Genomic DNA, 18026 nt, shown 5'->3' with positions numbered 1-18026 from the left:
ACCCTGCCATCCACTTCCGCACAAGGCCCATATTCTCGGCCCGCGAACCACCGCGTATGGCAGAGCGAACAGACGAACTCACGCGAACGCGCCCGTCACGCGCGAGCCACCAAGAAGAGTCGGACACGAGTCGCCTCTCGCGCCTTCGCCCGCGAGCGCCTCGCCTCACGCGGCTGTTCGACCCGAAATTCTTCCTCCTCGCGCTCGTTGGTACGCTCGTCGGACTGTTCATCGGCGGCGCAGTCTTGCCGTTTGGGCCCCTTGGGAGCCTCGCTGGTCTCGCAGTCGTTGCCTTCCTGCTCGGTCTTATCGCAGACGGCCGTCGCTATCTCGAAATCGGTGCGGCGGGGGCGCTCGTCTCCGGCGTGAGTGCCCTCCTCGGAAACCTGCTCCTCACCGCGATGGGCCTTGGCGTCCCCGTCGCGGTGTTCAGCGCTGGCGCAGGCTTTGGCCTCGCTATCGCTGGGTTCTACATCGGACGCGACCTGAAAGACGGCTTCACAAGAGAGCTTTAGTCCGCAATTTTCCAACGGCCGTTCTCGAAGTACACCAGCCCGCGCTCGTTGAGTTGATACAGCGAGTCTTCGACGATGGCGTAGGGCGCTTCCACGACGGTCGCGATTTTCGCGACCGTGTCGGCGCCACCGGCTATCGCGCGCAAGATGTCGGTAAAGAGCCGCGCGTTCGCATCGCCGACATACTCAGAGAGCCGGTCCATCACGTCGGTGAGCCGGCCCTGCACCCAGCGTTGGGCCATCGACAACTCGCTTTCTAACTGCTCTAAGCTGGCGAGTTCCGAGACGACCTCTTCGACCGAGGTGTCGCTGTTCGTACTCGCGGTTTTCACGTCGAGCGTGAGGTGGCGACACGTCGTCGTCATGTCGAGGCTCGAACTCGCTGGGTAGGCGCTTTTTGTGCCGAAACTGTAGGGTGAGACGTTCACTTCGAGCCGGAGGTTCCGGGCGATGTGGAAGTATTTGCGCCGTTGGTCGTCGGTACGACTCTCGACGAGTCCGGCGTCTTCGAGTTTGCGCAGGTGGTCGATGACGGCCTTTGGGCTGACCCCGAGGTACTCGCTGATTTCGGTCACATAGCACGGTTTGCGTGCGAGCAATCGCAGGATGCGCCGGCGATTTTCGTTCCCGAGTAAGTCAAGCAGGGCAGCCGAGTCCATTAGCCACTCATTGGTAGTCTGTGGGGAAAAGCATACCTCACCGCCGCTGTCGGAATCGACCGTCAATTCTGCTTGTTCAGAGGCACCTGACTCAGTCATTGACGGCCGAACAGTTCCACTGAGCTACACGGCTTCGCTCTGGAGCGAGATAGCACGCTTGACTCAGCGGAATGGCCCCGTCCCCACGAAGCGGATACCCCGTCTCGACAAGTTGTCGAAGATGCGCACCTGTGACGAAGTACGCAACAGTGAGTTTGGCGGCAACGTGGGTAAGGTTTCGTTTCACCCAGTTCCGGATTTTACGCAATTTAGTGAAACTCGTGGTGGCTGTCTGCACACATTGCGAAACGGAAAAACTGTGGGGAAGGGGGGGTTTCTGAGAATTGGTACCATGACTGGGGGTTGGGCCTCCCAGTCACGCACCAGTATACCATTCTCTACCTGAGGTAAAGAACGTTGTGTGATTATGTGGGTGAAAGTTCTGCGCAACCTGGCAGTTAAACATCTTTTTGCCGGTATTATTCTCAAGATGCTTTCTTGACAACACCTCGCCAGCATCTTTTAGCTATTTCAGACCACATGACAAACTCGTTCCAATATTCTCCCTTCTTATTGCAGTGGGACTACTATCTGAGGTAGCTGTCTGGCCGCACGGGTCAGACAATGGTTGGGCCCATGATTGAAAGCACGAAACCAGAACATGCCGTTGACCTGTTACAACAGCTCGGACTGAAAGAGTACGAAGCACGCTGTTTTGTCGCACTCACACAGTTACCGACTGGAACTGCAAAGGAAATAAGCGAACTCGCGGACATCCCTCGAACGCGGGTGTATGACGCCATTCGGGTGTTGGAGGCAGAAGGACTCGTCACCGTTCAACATGGCAGTCCCCGTCGGTTTCGTGCTGTTTCCGTTTCTGAGGCCGCAGAAACGCTTCGCATGCAGTATCTTGAGCGGATTGAAAGCCTTCAAACGACGCTCAACAACCTCAACCCACTCACAGAAACCACAGACGACGAGCTGATGCAGGAGGTGTGGACGCTTTCAAACCCTCGGGCTATCGAATCGCGCACCATCGAGCTGATTGATACGGCAAAAAAGGAACTCATCCTCGTCGTCGCTGACGAAGCGATGCTCACAGAAGCGTTATTCGAACGGCTCAAGGCGGCGAAAGACCGCGGCGTCGCCGTCACAGTTGGGGGATTTTCTCCGACAGTGATAGAAGCACTCCAACACGAGTTGACCGCGATTGAGGTGTTCGAATCCGGGCTGGATTGGCTTGTTGGGCCGTAACTGGCCGATGAAGCGGCGGTTGGCCGTCTGCTGCTCACCGACCGCGAGAACCTCTTTGTGAGTTCCATCCAATCGGATGGCAAGGACGATACCGAACTGACCGAAGAACACGCAGTTTTCGCAAGCGGATTGGGCAATGGCCTCGTGGTCATCGCCCGTCGACTGATTTCTACGGAGCGATTACAGAGCCGCTAGATGCGCTGTGAGCACTGTCTGCCTCGCAAGTGCTTTACTGGGTGGTTTCTGTCGGCTCGTATCGGTCGAACGCCCGCGAGGCGAGCCAGACCGTTCCGACCGAGAGTACGACAGTCAACACCGGCAACGCGAGACCCGGTTCGTAGCGAAGCGGCGGGTGCAAGCCCAGTCCGTAGTCGATGTAGTCGTTCAGCAACATGAGACCAAGTGCGGAGGCGAGCGCCCCGCGCGTCGTTTTCCCGTAGTGGGGCATGAGATAGGCCTCCCCGACGAACCCGAGGTGGGTGAGGATGATGCCGAAGTACGCCCACACCGCGGGGAAGTATTCGGAAAACCCGAGATTCAACGCGAGCGCCGTCCAGATGCCGTACTTGACGAGCCAGACGAACGCAATCGTGTGCAGATATACAAGCGGGAGGTTCTGTGGCGCTTCGTCGAGCCGCTTGCCAAGGTTCGGGACGAGCACCATGAGTGAGAGCGTGGCGAAGAACACGGCCACTGGTGAGTCGGTGTAAAACGGCCAGAGGAAGGTCGAAACATCGGGCATCGTCTCGACGTAAAAGCGGACGCCGACGAGGATTGCGACGGCGTTTGCGAAGATGAGCCACGTGAGGCTCGGCGCGTTTTCGAGATAGTAGCGCGCGTAGCGCTCCGGAATCATACTCAAAGTGGCGGGCCCCGCGGCCAAAGGCGTATCGTGTGCCGTGTTTGCACGGCAACATAAACGTGCTGGCAAACAGTTATCAGCTATACCATGGTATGTTCACACATACCAATATGTTTGAGCGATTCTCAAGTGGCTACTACGTCGGTCAGTTGTACGTCGAACCGTACGATGGCGACGTTGCACTGATGCACCACTCCCAACACGAGCAGGTGAACGAACAGGTCTACGCCACGGCGGGCATCGCCCGCACAGACTACCCGCTCGTGATGAAACTCGGAACCTGCCACTTTTCGGTTCATGGGGACGCAGGCGTCCCCGAGTACACCCTCGCCGTGCCCGCGTCGTTGCACGAGGCGCTCAGACTCGACAACCCGCCAGAGCGCCGCGAGGTGTGGCTCGCCCGCGGCGAGCGCGCCCAGCAACTGCTCAGAATCGCGGGCACAGTCGCCTGATTTTAAGGGGGTTCGTCCCCGAGTTCGACCGATGTTTGACGACCTGCTCGGCCGCACGGAGCTAAAGGAACGCATCGAGGAGCTCGAATCGGAAACCCGTCACCTCGAACGCCAGCTTTCGGCCGAACAGGAGCGCCGCGCCGACGCCGCCCACGCCCGCCAGCAGGCAGAAGAGCGCGTCAATCGCCTCGAAGACCAGATTGCGGGCCTCGAAGGCAAGCTCGACAAGCCAGAAACCGAGCAGTCGCTCTCGGTTCGCCACGAGGAACGGCTCCGGGGCGACCGACTCTCCGAGGTGCTCACCCGGCTCGAATCAGTGGAAACCGAGCCGGAGGGCGCGCTGTCTGCGGTGGTCGAAGACTCGCTCCCCGCGGAAGTCACCGACCTGCTCGGCGACCGCGCCGCGCTCGTCTCGCGGGCCGCTCCGTGCGTCTTTTTTGGCGATGATGCGGGCCTCGTGAGCGTCGTTCTCGAACCGCCGCTCTTGCCCGACGCACACGTGACGTGGGACGACCACTTCGCGTTTGACCGCGCGTGGTTCGAGCCGACGGGGAGCTTCGCCTTCGCGCTCGTCCGGTCTGACCTGTTCGCGCTTGGCGAATACGAGGGCCGCGAGCGCGTCTCGCTCACCGGCTTCGAGACAGACGTAAAAAGCAACCACTCGAAAGGTGGCTTCTCGCAAGGGCGCTTCGAGCGCATCCGCGAGGGCCAAATCGCAGACCACGTCGAACGCTGTCTTGCGGCGGTCGAACAGACCGACGCAGACCGACTTATTGTCGTTGGCGAGCGCACGGTGCTCGGCAAATTCAAACCTCACGCGGACGCCACGCGGACGGTCGACGCCACAGGCGACCCCGAGGCGGCACTTGCAGAAGCCTTCCACGATTTCTGGACGACGCGATTGTCGAGCGTCTGACGTTCCAGCAGTCTCCGCCTCCGCGAGAATTAAGGAACCCCTCGCACGAACAATCGGTATGGACATTGCCCTACTCGCACACGAGAAGTTCCCCGACGAGGCGAAAACCGCACTCGGTATCCTTCGATATTCGGACGACACCGTCGTTGCCGTGCTCGACCGGGACAGTCCCGACACCCGCGTCCACGACACGGTTCCGGACGTCCAAGACGCGCCCATCGTCGCGAGCATCGACGAAGTCGAATCCTACGACGCGCTCGTCATCGGCATCGCGCCGATTGGCGGCGGGTTCGATGATACGTGGCGCGACGACGTGCGTACGGCGCTCAAAGCCGGGAAGGACGTCATCTCCGGCCTGCATTATTTCTTAGAAGACGACGAGGAGTTCGCCCAACTCGCAGACGAGCACGGCGCGGACATCTGGGACGTGCGCAAACCGCACGACGACCTGACCGTGGCGCAGGGTATCGCAGACTCAGTGGATGCCGAAGTCATCCTCACCGTTGGAACCGACTGCTCGGTCGGGAAAATGACGGTCTCGCTCGAACTCGCCCGCGCCGCACAGGAACGTGGCATCGATGCCGAATTCATCCCGACAGGCCAGACCGGCATCATGATCGAAGGCTGGGGCAACCCCGTTGACCGCGTCGTCTCTGACTTCACCGCGGGTGCGGTCGAGGAGATGATTCTCGAAAAAGGCAACGACCACGACTACCTGTTCGTCGAAGGGCAGGGCACCATCATCCACCCCGCCTACTCCGCGGTCACCTGCGGCATCCTCCACGGCTCGATGGCGGACAAACTCGTCCTCTGTCACGCCGCCGGACGCGAGGCAATCCACGGCTACGAATCGTTCGCGCTGCCCGACTTCAGCACCTACCGACAGCTCTACGAAGACCTCGCCCGCCCGGTTCACGAGACCGAAGTCGTCGCTGGCGCGCTCAACACGCGCTCTATCGCTGAAGATGAAGACGCACAGGCCGCCGTCGATGACTTCGCAGATGCCATCGACGCACCCGCGACTGACCCGGTCCGCTTCGACCCAGATACCATTCTGGATGAGGTACTATGAGCCTCGACGCCTCCTTCGAGCGCGTTTCGCTGCCGCTCGAAAATCCGTTCACCATCGCGCGTGGCACGCAAGAGGTCGCAGAGAACGTCATCGTCCGCATCGAAGACGACGACGGAACCGTCGGCGTTGGCGGGGCCGCTCCCTCGGAGCACTACGGCGAGACCGCAGACACCGTCGAAGCAGTCCTCCCGACGCTCCTCTCGGTGGTCGAGGAGGTGGGCGACCCCCATGCCTTAGCGGAAATCGAGCGGACAATGCAGGCGCGCGTGAACCTGAACCCGGCCGCCAGAGTTGCGGTGAGCATCGCGCTCCACGACCTCGCGGCCAAACGCGCGGGCTTGCCCCTGTATCGCTACTGGGGACTCGACCCCTCGAACGCACCGGACACGTCGTTCACCATCGGCATCGACACGAAAGAGCGGATGCACGAGAAAACCCGCGAGGCCGTCGACGCGGGCTACGACATCCTGAAGGTCAAAGTCGGCACCGACCGCGACGAGGAAATCATCGAGACGGTCAGAGAGGCCGCCCCGGAAGCCACGATTCGCGTGGATGCAAACGAGGGCTGGACGCCCCGCGAGGCCGTCGAGATGACGTACATGCTCAACACCTACGACGTCGAGTTCGTCGAACAGCCGGTTCCCGCAGAAGACCCCGAAGGACTCAAATTCGTCTACGAACGCTCACCGCTCCCTATCGCCGCAGACGAGTCCTGTATCACCCTCGCAGACATCCCACAGATTGCAGACCGCGTGGACATCGCGAATCTGAAACTGATGAAGTGTGGCAGCCTCCGCGAAGCGAAGCGGATGATCCACACCGCGCGCGCTCACGGCCTCGAAGTTATGCTCGGGTGTATGATCGAGTCGAACGCTTCAATCGCGGCGGCGGCCCACCTTGCGCCATTGCTCGACTATGCCGACATAGATGGCTCATTGCTCCTTGCAGAAGATCGATATGACGGGATCTCGATGCCAGGCGGAGCGATCGGACTCGACCCCACACGTCCCGGAACAGGCGCACGCCACCGCTAAGTACGCCTGTTTGGCCGTTTTCCGTGTCTATTTCGGGTGATATCACACATTACTGTCACCACTGCTGTAACTTAATGATAACAACATATTGTGTCAGACAATGCATCTATCAACTCGAATGAGAACCTCTAGCTGGACATTTCAGGTAGTTTGAGAAGTGTGTGCGCTTTTATATTTGTAGCACAAACCCCGGGGTATGCACGTCTTCGTTGCTGGGGCGACCGGAGTCCTTGGCCGGAGACTCGTCTCTGAACTGGCCCGCGAGGGCCACGAGGTCGTTGGGCTCAGCCGGTCTGCGCGGAGCGATGGCGTGATTCGCGCCGCTGGCGGCGAGCCACGGCGCGGAGACGTTCTTGATTTTGATTCACTGCTCACCGCCACAGACGGCGCAGATGTCGTGGTAAACGCGGCCTCTGCGATACCAAAGACGCGCGCGCCGACGAAACAGGACTGGGCGCACAACGACAAAATCCGACGCCAAGGCACGAAACACCTCACCGCCGCGGCCGGACACGTCGGCGCAGACCAGTACGTCCAACAGAGTCTCGTCTGGGTTGCGCGCAAACCGGATGGTGGGTCGTTCTCGGAGGAAGACGACTGGAACCCAACCGCGATTACGCAATCGGAAGTCGATGCAGAGCGTCTCTCCATCGACGCGCGCATGGAGTATGCATACGACGTGAGTATCCTGCGCTGTGGCTGGCTGTACGCTCCCGACGCCGCCCACACTCGGCTCATCGCTCAAGGGTTGCTCGAAGGCGAGCTTCCGATAATCGGCGGTGGCCTCCTCGGCCGGAAAGACGCAACGCTCTCGTGTCTGCACGCAGCCGACGCAGCCCGCGCGTTCACGACAGTCATCAATCGCAGAACCAACGGGCTCTGGCACGTCACCGACGACACCCCGGTCACGACTGCTGGCTACTTCCGCGAGTTCGCGCGCTTGCTCGGGGCATCGGAGCCACGGCGCATCCCAGCGTGGCTTGCTCGCTTTCGCACCACGAAAGCGGCCGTCGATTTCTTCAGTCACTCGATGCCGACGACGAATGAGCCGTTCTGTGAGGAAACGGGCTGGCGGCCGCACTTTGGCGACTACCGCGATGGGCTCTCTCACATCGTAGAGGAGTGGGAGCGACAGGGCTCACTCACCGACCGCCGGGGGAAACCGACGTGGGTTGGCGAGCAATCCGATTCGACGATTTGGCGCACCGCCTGAGCTACGCACCCGTAAAGTGCGGGTGGGCGCTCATGTGCGCCGGAAGATAGCGGGGTCGTCGCGGGCGGTCTCCGATTTCTGCATCGACTGCCTCACGGAGCGCAGCGAACGAGTGGCGCACCTCGTCGCCCGCCGCGCGTCGGTTCACTTTGAACTCGCCTGCGTCGAGTTCTTCGTCGCCAACGACGACGTAGTAGGGCACCCAGTCGCGTTCTGCTTTCACGATGCGCTTGCCGACCGTTTCGGCGCGCTCGTCTACGTCGGCGCGAATCCTCGTCGCCGACAGTTTCTCCACTAATTCATCGCAATAAGCCACGTGGTCGTCGCTCACCGGGATGAACCTGACCTGCGTCGGCGAGAGCCACGTCGGCAGTCGCGGCACGTCCTCGGTCGCGGCGTGTTCGAGGAGGGCGGCCATCACCCGTTCGATGCTCCCGCTCGGTGAGTAGTGCAGGATGTTCGGGTGGTGCCTTTGCTGGCCGTCGCTGTACTCGATACCGAAGCGTTCGGCGCTTTCGACGTCGATCTGCACCGTCGGATTCTCGATGGGGCGACGCAGGCCGTCGATGACGGCGAAGTCGATTTTCGCAGACCAGTAGTGGTGGCGTTCGGGGATGCGTTCGAGGAGCACGGGTTTTCCTACGTCCGCGACCACACTTTTGACCCAGTCGCGGTGCTCGTCGTAGAACGCGCTGGTCATGCGGAAAACACCCTCGTACGAGACACCCAAGTCTGCGCCCGTCGCGTAGCCGAGTTTCGCCTGCTTTTCGAACTCCGCTTTGGCCTGCGCCATGTCCTTCGTCGCGGTGTGCATATCGGGCATCGTGAACGCCCGCTGGCGTTTCAGCCCCAACACCTCACCGCGCTGTTCGCGGCGGAACGAGTAGGTGCTCATCTCGTAGATTCGCAGCGGCAAGTCGTTTTTCGAGATGTGCATGTCGCGCATGATGGAAAACTGCCCGAAGCAGGCGGCAAAGCGGAGCATCATGCGTCGGTCACCGGACTCGAAACGGTACTGGCGCTCACCGAACTTCTCTGCGTGCTCGCTAATCGACCGTGCGCCCAAGTCGTACATAATGGGCGTCTCGACGGGCATCCCGCCGTAGTCGATAACGAGGTCAGAAACGTACTGCATCAGCGAGTCGCGGACGAGTTTCCCGCGCGGATACCACCGGAGGTTGCCGATATCGGATAGCTCGTCGTAGCCGACGAATTCTTTCTCGGCCATCAGTGCGAGGTGTGGGGGTTCTTGGCCTTTGCTCGCGGTGACGCCTTCGACTTCGGCGGCGATGAGCGACTGGAAGTCCTCACTGAACTGGTCCTTCGCTTCAAGTGGGTCGAGCAACTCGCCGTCGGGCGTGAGGACGTGCCACTCGCTGGGGGCGCGTTCTTCTGCTTCTGCTTCCTCGTCGCGGTGGGCGCTCACATGTCTGGAAAGCTCTGAGAGCGGGTGGCCCTTACAGGAGATTTCGAACGCTTTGTACCAGCCAAAGGGTGCGCGCAGGAGTTCGTATTCGTCTTTCAGTTCGGCCTCGAGTTCGCGGAAGACGCGCTTTGCAACGTCGGGTGGCGCGAGGTCGTCGCTCAGGTGGGCGTAGGGATACAGCACCACCTTGTCTGCATTCAGTTGGGTCGTGACGTCGCGGAGTTCTGCGGCGGCGTTTTCGACGACGCCGTCGACGCTCGCTGCGTCGCCGGATTCGACGCTGATGAAGACGGTGACGCAGTCGTCCATGCGTCCGGACATGGGGACGCCCTCGGTTTCCGCGATGTCGCGGCCAGCTTCTTTTTTCGCCTCGAACGAGAGGTGGTCTGCGTGGATGAACAGGAGTTTCATTAGTTGATTTGGGTTGGATACGTGGATGTGGGCAGTCGTGGCAAACTGAGAGCCAGCGGCGCGGCTCCTTAGAAAGAGGCGAGTCCACGTGTTGTCCGGAACAACACACTCATAGCTAGAAACACATGACCGCTCGGCATAAACCTGTCGTGGATTGACACCTTCTCGCACGCCTGCTGCGTGGCCGCGTCTCAACACACTTATTTTGCGTGTGTGACTTACCTCGGCCATGAGCGAAATCGTCGTCACGTTACCCGACGGCTCCGAACTCCACATGGAGTCGGGGTCGACGGTCGAAGACGTGGCATTCGAAATTGGGCCCGGACTCGGCCGAGACACGGTCGCTGGCGTCGTTGACGGTGACCTCGTTGACAAAGACACGCCGCTTTCTGACGACTGTCGCCTCGTCATCGTCACGCCCCAGAGCGACGACTACCTCTCGGTGCTCCGCCACACCGGCGCGCACGTCTTCGCACAGGCACTCCAGCGCATCCACCCCGAGGCCAAACTCACCATCGGGCCGTGGACCGACGATGGTTTCTACTACGACATCACGGGCGTCGAACTCGACAGCGACGACCTGCGCGCAATCGAGGCCGAAGCCGAGACAATCATCGCAGAAGACTACGAAGTCGAACGCACGGAACTCTCCCGCGAAGAAGCCCTCTCCCTCTACGAGGACAATCCGTACAAACTCGACATCCTCGAAACTGAGGCCGCAGGCGACGACCCCCTCTCCTTCTACGAACAGGGCGAGTTCAAAGACCTCTGTAAAGGCCCGCACCTCGAATCGACCGGCGAAATCGGCGCGTTCAAACTCCTCAACATCTCCTCTGCCTACTGGCGCGGCGACGAAGAAAACGACACCCTCACGCGCGTCTACGGCACGGCGTTCAAGTCCGAGAAGGACCTCACCAAATTCTTAGAACAGCGCGAAGAGGCCAAAGAGCGCGACCACCGCAAACTCGGCCAGGAACTCGACCTCTTCTCGATTCCAGAGGTCACCGGTCCCGGCCTCCCGCTCTACCACCCGAACGGGAAGAAAATCCTCCAGCAGCTAGAAGGCTACGGCCAGTCGCTGAACGAGAGCTTCGGCTACGATTACGTCGAGACGCCTCACCTGTTCCGCACGGAACTCTGGAAGCAGTCGGGCCACTACGACAACTACGTCGACGACATGTTCCTCCTCGACGTGAACGACGAGGAATACGGCCTGAAGCCGATGAACTGTCCGGGCCACGCGACCATCTTCAAGCAGGGGTCGTGGAGCTACCGTGACCTCCCCGTCCGCTACGCAGAAAACGGGAAGGTGTACCGCAAAGAACAGCGCGGCGAACTCTCGGGCCTCTCGCGCGTCTGGGCGTTCACCATCGACGACGGCCACCTGTTCGTCCGCCCCGACCAGATTAAGTCAGAAGTCGAGGACACGATGGACCTCATCTTCGAGGTGCTCGAAACGTTCGACTTAGAGTACAAAGTCGCGCTCGCAACCCGCCCCGAGAAATCGGTCGGGAGCGACGAAATCTGGGAGCAAGCCGAGACGCAACTCGAAAGCGTGCTCGACGAGTCGGGCATCGACTACCGCGTCGAAACCGGCGACGGTGCGTTCTACGGGCCGAAAATCGACTTCTCGTTCGAGGACGCGCTTGGCCGGGTGTGGGACGGCCCGACCGTGCAACTCGACTTCAACATGCCAGAGCGCTTCGACCTCACCTACACCGGCGAGGACAACGAAGACCACCGCCCAGTGATGATTCACCGCGCGCTCTACGGCTCCTTCGAGCGCTTCTTCATGGTGCTCATCGAGCACTACAACGGCAAGTTCCCGTTCTGGCTCGCCCCAGAGCAGGTGCGCATCCTGCCGGTCAGCGACGACAACATCCCGTACGCGAAAGAACTCAAACACCGCCTCGGCGACTTCCGCGTCACCATCGAAGACCGCTCGTGGACGGTCGGGCGAAAGATCCAGCAAGCCCACACCGACCGCGTGCCGTACCAAATCATCATCGGCGGCGACGAGGAAGCAGACCGCACCATCTCGGTTCGCGACCGTAAGGAGCGCGACCGAAACGGCGTAGAGCTGGCTGAGTTCCAAGCCCACCTCGAATCTGAACAGGAAGAAAAGCGCCTCGAACCGGACTTCCTCGCGTAGGCACACTCGCAGGCACGTTTATTCTGTTTGCCCGCAAATATCCACTTGTCTGGCAACCCCGCCACGACGTGTATTGCGTTGCAATTTCCAACCGTAACAGGGTCAACTGTAGCAGGAACGGAGTTTCGACTGCCGCGCGATTTCGAGGGCGACCTGAATCTCGTGTTCGTCGCGTTCAGCCGCGACCAGCAGGCAGCTGTAGACTCCTGGGAACCGTTCGTCGAAAATCTCCGCGCGCGCTACGAGCGGTTCCAGTCCTACGAACTCTCCGTACTGAGCCGCAGCTATCGCCTCGTCAAACCGTTCATCGGTGGCGGCCTGCGCGTCGATAGTGACGACGAAACAATGCGCAAACGCACGATTACGGCGTACCTCGACAAGCGGCCGTTCCGCTGGGAGTTAGAGATTCTCTCAGAACACTCGATGCACGCCTTCCTCGTCACCCGCGACGGCGAGGTGCGGTGGCACGCCCCCGGCCCGCTCACGGCTGGTCGGGCGGACGAACTCGAAACGCTGCTTCGAGAACCCGTCGCGGCCTAGTCGCCGCCCGTTTTGTGACTGCCCTCCGTATCGCGGAGGATGAACGAGCCAATCGAGAGCGTGTGCTTTGCGACCGTCGCAATCCGCATGATGAACGCGAGGAGGATGACGAACGGCACAATCGAGATGGCGGCTGCGGCGCTCACAACCCAGATAAGCATGTCGAGGCCGAGGAACGTGCCCATCACGGCGCTCGCATCGAGGTAGATAATCGATGCGGTGGCGACGATGAGCGCTGGTACGGCCGCGTACAGCATCGCCCGCGAGAGGTTGATGAGCTCCCACTGGAAGTAGAGCGTCTTGAAGTGCTCACGGGCGGGGCCGAAGAACGTGAGCGTCTCACGGAGGTCGTCGAGTGCACTGTTGGCGTTCGCTCCTACCTGCCCGCCGTACGTGTTTTGGATTCGCCGGGCTTCGTACACCTTCCACGAGTAGTTGAAGTCGAGTGCCGCAGAGAGTACGTCGAACGTGCCGAACTGGGCGTCATCGAGGCGGTCTGCCACCCCGGCGGCGTTCTCTTCTACGCTGTCGGTAAAGCGAATAATCTCCTCGCGTTCGTCGTCCGAGAGGTCGCCGTCGAGTGTGTCCGCGAGCCGCACTGCTTGTTCGCCGGTTGCTTCGATAATCGTCCGGAGGAAGCGCGCGGGTTCTGCGGGGCTCACTTGTGTCTCGAGGGTGTCCTCGACGTCGGCTTGGAACTGCATCGCCCCTTCCATGCGCTCGTGCTGGTCGCCAATCGGCCCGAGTTCCTGTGAGAGCACGAGCTGGTTCAGCGTCACCACGAGCGTGACGCCGGTGATGATGGCCGTCACAAAGGCCTGAAACAGCGTCTCAGTCGGGTCTTTGTTCGCCATCGTCCCGCGAATCAGGCTCGGGTCGAGCGCGCCGAGAATCACGAGTGCGAAGAAGAAGGTTGCAAGCATCACGCCCGCAACCAGCCAGCGATTCGCCTCCATGAGAAACCAGAGTTTGGCGCGACTTTCGGGGACGCGCGCTCGCATCGTGTCGCTCGGCTCGCCGCTTGCGTTGCTCATCTACGCCGAGAAACTTCGCGTGACTCAAAAGGGTTGGTGGCCGCTCAGTTGTCTTCTTCTTTGATGTCTTCGAGTTCGGCTTCGACCGCGGGGTCTACTGACTCGGTTTCGGGTTCCGCCTCGGCTTCCGCTTCCGGCGCTGCGCTCGTCGTTCCCTTCCCGGCTTCGGCTTTGAGCGTCTCTAACTCGGATTCGACTTCGTTATCAGTGGACAGCGATTCGAGTTCGCGGTCGATGGAGTCCTTATCAGAGAGCGCGTCCTCGAACGCGCCCGAATCCTGGAGTTCGTCGAGCGCTTCAGAACGCGCCTCCATGTCGTCGGTGCGCTCGCGGGCGCGCTCGATGGCGCGTGAGACGTCTTCCATCTCCTTGCCCGCGCCCGTCATCGCCTCGGAGACGCGCGTGCTCGCTTCTGCGGCCTCGTAGCGGGCCTTGATGGTCTCTTTCTGGGTGCGGAACTCCTCGATGCGGTTCTGGAGTTCGTTTTTCTTCGAGACGAGGTTGTCTTGGGTGTTCTGTAAGCTCGCAACCTGACCCTCGAGTTCCTCGATTTGGGCCATCTTTTGCTTTTTCTTCTCTAAGGCTTGGCGGGCGAGGTCGTCGCGGTCTTGATTGACGGCTTCGCGGGCCTGTCGGTTGTGCTTCTCGACGTTCTCTTCTAACCGGCGTTTCTGGATTTCAAGGCGCTTTTTCTGCGTCGTGAGGTCTGCAATCCCTCGTTTCACGTCCTGTAGCTCGTCGCGCATCTGCTCGTAGGAGTAATCGAGCGTCTCGGTCGGGTCTTCGGCCCGGTTGAGCAGTGCGTTCAGTTTCGAGCGGATGACGTACGACATGCGCGAGAAGATTCCCATGGAGGCTATTGGCCATGCGCGGCCTTAAAAACTCTCACCTCACTAACAGTCAGTAATGACAGCAGACCCCGTTCTCATCCCGGGTGGCCGCGACGTGCGGGCGAGCCACGACACCGCCTCGGGTGCGACGAGCGTCGTCGTCGCGTGCCCGCCCCATCCCCAGCACGGCGGCCGCCGAACCGACTCCCGACTCACCGCCGTCGCAGACGCACTCGCAGACCACGGTATTGCTACCCTGCGCTTTGACTACGGCGCGTGGGACGAGGGCCGCGGCGAGTGCGAAGACGCCCGTAACGCCATCGCGTGGGCGCACGACCACTACGAGCGAGTCGGCATCTTCGGCTTCTCGTTTGGCGGCGCAATTTCACTGCTCACGGCGGCGAACCGCGACGACCTCACGGCCGTCAGTGCGCTCGCGCCCGCTGGCTCGCTTCCGGCGGGCTTCGACACGGCCACCGCGCTCGCGGACATCTCAGCGCCGACCCAGGTGGTGTACGCCACCCGCGACACGACGGCGAACTGGCAGCCAGTTGTCGAACAGGCGCGCGCCCTCGACTATCGTGTTGATGAGTTGAGTGCTGACCACTTTTTCGTCGGGCAGACCCAGAAGGTTGCCCGTTGTGTCTGTGACTTTCTCGCCTCGCACCTGTAGTGTGTGACTCCCTCTCGGTGGCTCCGTCGCTCCGAAATGGTTTTGAAGAACGCTTGCGGACAGTCAGTATGCCGACGGAACCCGAAACGGATTACGACCCGACACTCGGGAACAAGTTCATTTTCGTTACCGGGGGTGTGATGTCCGGACTCGGGAAGGGTATCACTGCCGCCAGCACTGGCCGACTGCTTTCGAACGCTGGGTTCGACGTGACCGCGGTCAAGATTGACCCGTATCTCAACGTCGACGCGGGGACGATGAATCCCTATCAGCACGGCGAAGTGTACGTCTTAGAAGACGGTGGCGAAGTGGACTTAGACCTGGGCAACTACGAACGTTTCCTCGATATCGACATGACGTTCGACCACAACATCACCACGGGGAAAACCTACCAGCACGTCATCGAGAAAGAGCGCGCTGGGGACTATCTCGGAAAGACAGTCCAGATTATCCCGCACATCACCGACGACATCAAGCGCCGCATCCGCGAGGCCGCGGAGGGCCACGACGTCTGTATCGTCGAAGTGGGCGGCACGATTGGCGACATCGAGGGCATGCCGTATTTAGAAGCCCTCCGCCAGTTCGTCCACGAAGAAGACGAAGACGATGTGCTTCTCACCCACGTTACGCTCATCCCGTACTCGAAAAACGGCGAGCAGAAGACGAAGCCAACCCAGCACAGCGTCAAAGAACTGCGCTCGATTGGCCTCCAGCCAGACATCCTCGTTGGCCGGTGTGAGACGGAACTCGAACCAGAGACCAAAGAGAAAATCGCATTGTTCTGTGACGTTCCGACGGAGGCTGTCTTCTCTAACGCCGACGTCGAGGACATCTACCACGTCCCGCTGATGGTCGAAGAGGAAGGCCTTGACGAGTACGTCATGGAGCACCTCGACCTCGCAGCCGATGCGCTCCCGAAAGCAGAGCGCAACAACGAGTGGCGCAACCTCGTTACGCAAGAAACCGAGGGCTCTGTCAAAATCGCACTCGTTGGCAAGTACGCGCTCGAAGACGCCTACATGTCGATTCACGAGTCGCTCAAACACGCCGGACTCGACCAGGGCGTTGACGTAGACATCCTCTGGGTCGATTCAGACGAGATGGCCGACAACCACATGGAACGCCTCCACGACGCAGACGGTATCGTCGTCCCCGGTGGCTTCGGGTCGCGCGGCACCCTCGGGAAAATCGAGGCCATCCGCTACGCCCGCGAGAACGAGATTCCGTTCCTCGGCCTCTGTCTTGGCTTCCAACTCGCCGTCATCGAGTACGCGCGCAACGTCCTCGACTTAGAAGGCGCAGACTCGACCGAGATGGAACCGGAGACGCCCCACCCGGTCATCGACCTGCTCCCAGAGCAATACGACTTAGAAGACCTCGGTGGCACGATGCGCCTTGGCGCACACGAAACCCAGATTTCCCCGGACACGCTCGCAAGCGAGGTGTACGGCGGCACGTCGTGTGTCGAACGCCACCGCCACCGCTACGAGGTAAATCCGAAGTACATCGACCGACTCGAAGCCGACGATCTCTCGTTCTCGGGCAAGGCGAAAAACCGGATGGAGATTGTCGAACTCGCAAATCACCCGTACTTCTTCGGCACGCAGTTCCACCCCGAGTTCAAGTCCCGACCCGGCCGGGCAAGTCCGCCGTTCGTGGGGCTCGTGAAGGCAGTGCTCGAAGCGCAGCAAACGGAGGTTGAAGCCTAATGGTAAACGTAGACGAATTCATCCCAGAAGCCGAGGCAGAGATTCAAGACGACGTCGGCGACGGTCACGCCATCATCGCCCTTTCGGGCGGGGTGGACTCTTCTGTCGCTGCCACCCTCGCCCACCGCGCCATCGGCGGCCAACTCACGCCCGTGTACGTTGACACTGGCCTGATGCGCAAGGGCGAAACCGAGCAAATCCGCGAGACGTTCTCCTTCATGGAGAACCTCCGCGTGGTCGAAGCCCAAGACCGCTTCTTAGACGCACTCTCCGGCGTCACCGACCCAGAGGAGAAACGCCAAATCATCGGCGAACAGTTCATCCGCGAGTTCGAAACCGTCGCAAACGAAGTCGATGCGGACTATCTGGTGCAGGGCACCATCTACCCAGACCGCATCGAATCCGACGGGGAAATCAAGAGCCACCACAACGTCGGCGGCCTCCCCGACGTGGTTGACTTCGAGGGTATCGTCGAACCCGTCCGCGACCTCTACAAAGACGAGGTGCGCGAGGTCGCCCGCGACCTCGGCCTCGAATCCATCATCGCAGAGCGCATGCCGTTCCCCGGCCCCGGCCTCGCCGTGCGTATTATCGGTGAAGTCACCGAGGAGAAGGTGGAAGTCGCCCGCGAATCGACGTTCATCGTCGAAGAGGAGTTAGAGGAGTACGAACCGTGGCAGGCGCTCGCCGCCGTCATCGGGAAAGCAACCGGCGTCAAAGGTGACAACCGCGTCCACGGCTGGATTGTGGCCGTCCGCTCGGTCGAGAGCCGCGACGGCATGACCGCCCGCGCACAGGAACTCGACTGGGAGACGCTCCAGCGCATCCAGTCGCGCATCACGGGCAGCCTCGACAACGTCTCGCGCGTGGTCTATGACGTAACCCACAAACCGCCCGCAACCATCGAATACGAATAATGAATGCAATCGTCATCGGGGAAGACGAGTACGCGCTTGGCGATGCCCTCGAAGCGAAGGGCGTTGCCGTCACCTATCTCGATGGTATCGCAAACCGCCCCGCGCTCGAAGACGCGGGCATCACCGACTGTGACTTGCTCGTCCTCACGGACGTCTCGCAGGCCACGTCGATTCCGGTCGCGAAGGACATAAACGAGAACCTGCGCGTCGTCGTGTACGCGGACGATTCGGTGCCGGAGTTCGTCCGCGGACAGGCCGGACTCATCATCGACCCAGACCTACTCGCCGTCGAAACGGTCGCAGAAGAGCTGGTTTAAT

At 60.9% G+C, this 18026-nt stretch carries 19 protein-coding genes; 14 read left to right on the top strand and 5 right to left on the bottom strand.

The features are described from left to right. Positions 1–56: 56 nt before the first annotated feature. Positions 57–515: a hypothetical protein gene (locus tag V5N47_RS04685; RefSeq protein ID WP_338729697.1), complete on the top strand. Its 459-nt coding sequence runs from the start codon at positions 57–59 to the stop codon at positions 513–515. Here the strand turns inward: V5N47_RS04685 and V5N47_RS04680 are convergent. After that, the gene (locus V5N47_RS04680) at positions 512–1174 is read right to left on the bottom strand and encodes a metalloregulator ArsR/SmtB family transcription factor (RefSeq protein ID WP_338729696.1); all 663 of its coding nucleotides are present in this window, start codon (positions 1172–1174) and stop codon (positions 512–514) included. The genes V5N47_RS04685 and V5N47_RS04680 overlap by 4 nt on opposite strands. A gap of 675 nt (positions 1175–1849) precedes the next feature. Here V5N47_RS04680 and V5N47_RS04675 point away from each other — a divergent pair. Both V5N47_RS04675 and V5N47_RS04670 read left to right on the top strand, forming a co-directional pair. Then, positions 1850–2467: a helix-turn-helix domain-containing protein gene (locus V5N47_RS04675; protein WP_338729695.1), complete on the top strand. Its 618-nt coding sequence runs from the start codon at positions 1850–1852 to the stop codon at positions 2465–2467. A gap of 57 nt (positions 2468–2524) precedes the next feature. Next, positions 2525–2662: a hypothetical protein gene (locus V5N47_RS04670; RefSeq protein ID WP_338729694.1), complete on the top strand. Its 138-nt coding sequence runs from the start codon at positions 2525–2527 to the stop codon at positions 2660–2662. A 34-nt stretch (positions 2663–2696) separates the two neighbouring features. Here the strand turns inward: V5N47_RS04670 and V5N47_RS04665 are convergent, their stop codons facing one another. After that, positions 2697–3323, bottom strand: a complete 627-nt coding sequence (locus V5N47_RS04665) for a DUF1405 domain-containing protein (protein ID WP_338729693.1) — start codon at positions 3321–3323, stop codon at positions 2697–2699. 116 nt (positions 3324–3439) lie between these two features. On the opposite strand from V5N47_RS04665, the gene V5N47_RS04660 reads away from it, so the two are divergent. The 5 genes from V5N47_RS04660 to V5N47_RS04640 all read left to right on the top strand — a co-directional run bounded on the left by V5N47_RS04660 (position 3440) and on the right by V5N47_RS04640 (position 8016). Next, complete coding sequence (locus V5N47_RS04660) at positions 3440–3781, top strand: DUF5802 family protein (RefSeq protein WP_338729692.1); 342 nt, start codon at positions 3440–3442, stop codon at positions 3779–3781. Between the two features lie 31 nt (positions 3782–3812). Then, the gene (locus V5N47_RS04655) at positions 3813–4697 is read left to right on the top strand and encodes a Vms1/Ankzf1 family peptidyl-tRNA hydrolase (RefSeq protein ID WP_338729691.1); all 885 of its coding nucleotides are present in this window, start codon (positions 3813–3815) and stop codon (positions 4695–4697) included. A 58-nt stretch (positions 4698–4755) separates the two neighbouring features. Further along, the gene (locus V5N47_RS04650; RefSeq protein WP_338729690.1) at positions 4756–5769 is read left to right on the top strand and encodes a DUF1611 domain-containing protein; all 1014 of its coding nucleotides are present in this window, start codon (positions 4756–4758) and stop codon (positions 5767–5769) included. After that, the gene (locus V5N47_RS04645; RefSeq protein ID WP_338729689.1) at positions 5766–6803 is read left to right on the top strand and encodes a dipeptide epimerase; all 1038 of its coding nucleotides are present in this window, start codon (positions 5766–5768) and stop codon (positions 6801–6803) included. The genes V5N47_RS04650 and V5N47_RS04645 overlap by 4 nt, the downstream gene beginning before the upstream one ends. A 196-nt stretch (positions 6804–6999) precedes the next feature. Beyond that, positions 7000–8016: an NAD(P)-dependent oxidoreductase gene (locus V5N47_RS04640; protein ID WP_338729688.1), complete on the top strand. Its 1017-nt coding sequence runs from the start codon at positions 7000–7002 to the stop codon at positions 8014–8016. 1 nt (position 8017) lies between these two features. Here the strand turns inward: V5N47_RS04640 and V5N47_RS04635 are convergent, their stop codons facing one another. Continuing rightward, entirely contained in the window at positions 8018–9853 is a 1836-nt protein-coding gene (locus V5N47_RS04635; protein ID WP_338729687.1) for a threonine--tRNA ligase, read from the bottom strand. Between the two features lie 229 nt (positions 9854–10082). On the opposite strand from V5N47_RS04635, the gene thrS reads away from it, so the two are divergent. Beyond that, the gene (thrS, locus tag V5N47_RS04630; protein WP_338729686.1) at positions 10083–12005 is read left to right on the top strand and encodes a threonine--tRNA ligase; all 1923 of its coding nucleotides are present in this window, start codon (positions 10083–10085) and stop codon (positions 12003–12005) included. A 78-nt stretch (positions 12006–12083) separates the two neighbouring features. After that, the gene (locus V5N47_RS04625; RefSeq protein ID WP_338729685.1) at positions 12084–12545 is read left to right on the top strand and encodes a hypothetical protein; all 462 of its coding nucleotides are present in this window, start codon (positions 12084–12086) and stop codon (positions 12543–12545) included. On the opposite strand, the gene V5N47_RS04620 is transcribed toward V5N47_RS04625, so the two are convergent. Next, positions 12542–13579, bottom strand: a complete 1038-nt coding sequence (locus V5N47_RS04620; protein WP_338729684.1) for a hypothetical protein — start codon at positions 13577–13579, stop codon at positions 12542–12544. The two genes, V5N47_RS04625 and V5N47_RS04620, sit on opposite strands and share 4 nt — an antisense overlap. 44 nt (positions 13580–13623) lie before the next feature. Continuing rightward, on the bottom strand, positions 13624–14430 hold the full coding sequence (locus V5N47_RS04615) for a PspA/IM30 family protein (protein WP_338729683.1): 807 nt from the start codon (positions 14428–14430) through the stop codon (positions 13624–13626). A 55-nt stretch (positions 14431–14485) separates the two neighbouring features. On the opposite strand from V5N47_RS04615, the gene V5N47_RS04610 reads away from it, so the two are divergent. The 4 genes from V5N47_RS04610 to V5N47_RS04595 all read left to right on the top strand — a co-directional run bounded on the left by V5N47_RS04610 (position 14486) and on the right by V5N47_RS04595 (position 18025). Next, complete coding sequence (locus V5N47_RS04610; RefSeq protein ID WP_338729682.1) at positions 14486–15082, top strand: CocE/NonD family hydrolase; 597 nt, start codon at positions 14486–14488, stop codon at positions 15080–15082. A 68-nt stretch (positions 15083–15150) separates the two neighbouring features. Beyond that, positions 15151–16791, top strand: coding sequence for a CTP synthase (locus tag V5N47_RS04605; protein WP_338729681.1), 1641 nt, complete (start codon positions 15151–15153; stop codon positions 16789–16791). Further along, on the top strand, positions 16791–17708 hold the full coding sequence (gene guaA / locus V5N47_RS04600; protein ID WP_338729680.1) for a glutamine-hydrolyzing GMP synthase: 918 nt from the start codon (positions 16791–16793) through the stop codon (positions 17706–17708). Before V5N47_RS04605 ends, guaA begins: the two co-directional genes overlap by 1 nt. Continuing rightward, positions 17708–18025 (top strand): CTP synthetase, encoded by a 318-nt coding sequence (locus V5N47_RS04595; RefSeq protein ID WP_338729679.1) that lies wholly within the window; start codon positions 17708–17710, stop codon positions 18023–18025. Before guaA ends, V5N47_RS04595 begins: the two co-directional genes overlap by 1 nt. Position 18026 lies beyond the last annotated feature (1 nt).

The sequence above is a fragment of the Haladaptatus sp. DJG-WS-42 genome (genome assembly GCF_037198285.1).
Taxonomy (GTDB): domain Archaea; phylum Halobacteriota; class Halobacteria; order Halobacteriales; family Halococcaceae; genus QDMS2.
The sequence above is the reverse complement of the archived record's forward strand: the minus strand, read 5'-3'. Positions and strand labels throughout refer to the sequence as shown.

Bases quoted from the DNA above. Each gene is read 5' to 3' on its own strand.
- V5N47_RS04595 (WP_338729679.1), top strand. From the start codon at position 17,708: ATGAATGCAATCGTCATCGGGGAAGACGAGTACGCGCTTGGCGATGCC.
- guaA (WP_338729680.1), top strand. From the start codon at position 16,791: ATGGTAAACGTAGACGAATTCATCCCAGAAGCCGAGGCAGAGATTCAA.
- V5N47_RS04675 (WP_338729695.1), top strand. From the start codon at position 1,850: ATGATTGAAAGCACGAAACCAGAACATGCCGTTGACCTGTTACAACAG.
- V5N47_RS04635 (WP_338729687.1), bottom strand. From the start codon at position 9,853: ATGAAACTCCTGTTCATCCACGCAGACCACCTCTCGTTCGAGGCGAAA.
- V5N47_RS04655 (WP_338729691.1), top strand. From the start codon at position 3,813: ATGTTTGACGACCTGCTCGGCCGCACGGAGCTAAAGGAACGCATCGAG.
- V5N47_RS04615 (WP_338729683.1), bottom strand. From the start codon at position 14,430: ATGGGAATCTTCTCGCGCATGTCGTACGTCATCCGCTCGAAACTGAAC.
- thrS (WP_338729686.1), top strand. From the start codon at position 10,083: ATGAGCGAAATCGTCGTCACGTTACCCGACGGCTCCGAACTCCACATG.
- V5N47_RS04680 (WP_338729696.1), bottom strand. From the start codon at position 1,174: ATGGACTCGGCTGCCCTGCTTGACTTACTCGGGAACGAAAATCGCCGG.
- V5N47_RS04645 (WP_338729689.1), top strand. From the start codon at position 5,766: ATGAGCCTCGACGCCTCCTTCGAGCGCGTTTCGCTGCCGCTCGAAAAT.
- V5N47_RS04640 (WP_338729688.1), top strand. From the start codon at position 7,000: ATGCACGTCTTCGTTGCTGGGGCGACCGGAGTCCTTGGCCGGAGACTC.
- V5N47_RS04660 (WP_338729692.1), top strand. From the start codon at position 3,440: ATGTTTGAGCGATTCTCAAGTGGCTACTACGTCGGTCAGTTGTACGTC.
- V5N47_RS04650 (WP_338729690.1), top strand. From the start codon at position 4,756: ATGGACATTGCCCTACTCGCACACGAGAAGTTCCCCGACGAGGCGAAA.
- V5N47_RS04620 (WP_338729684.1), bottom strand. From the start codon at position 13,579: ATGAGCAACGCAAGCGGCGAGCCGAGCGACACGATGCGAGCGCGCGTC.
- V5N47_RS04610 (WP_338729682.1), top strand. From the start codon at position 14,486: ATGACAGCAGACCCCGTTCTCATCCCGGGTGGCCGCGACGTGCGGGCG.
- V5N47_RS04685 (WP_338729697.1), top strand. From the start codon at position 57: ATGGCAGAGCGAACAGACGAACTCACGCGAACGCGCCCGTCACGCGCG.
- V5N47_RS04605 (WP_338729681.1), top strand. From the start codon at position 15,151: ATGCCGACGGAACCCGAAACGGATTACGACCCGACACTCGGGAACAAG.
- V5N47_RS04665 (WP_338729693.1), bottom strand. From the start codon at position 3,323: ATGATTCCGGAGCGCTACGCGCGCTACTATCTCGAAAACGCGCCGAGC.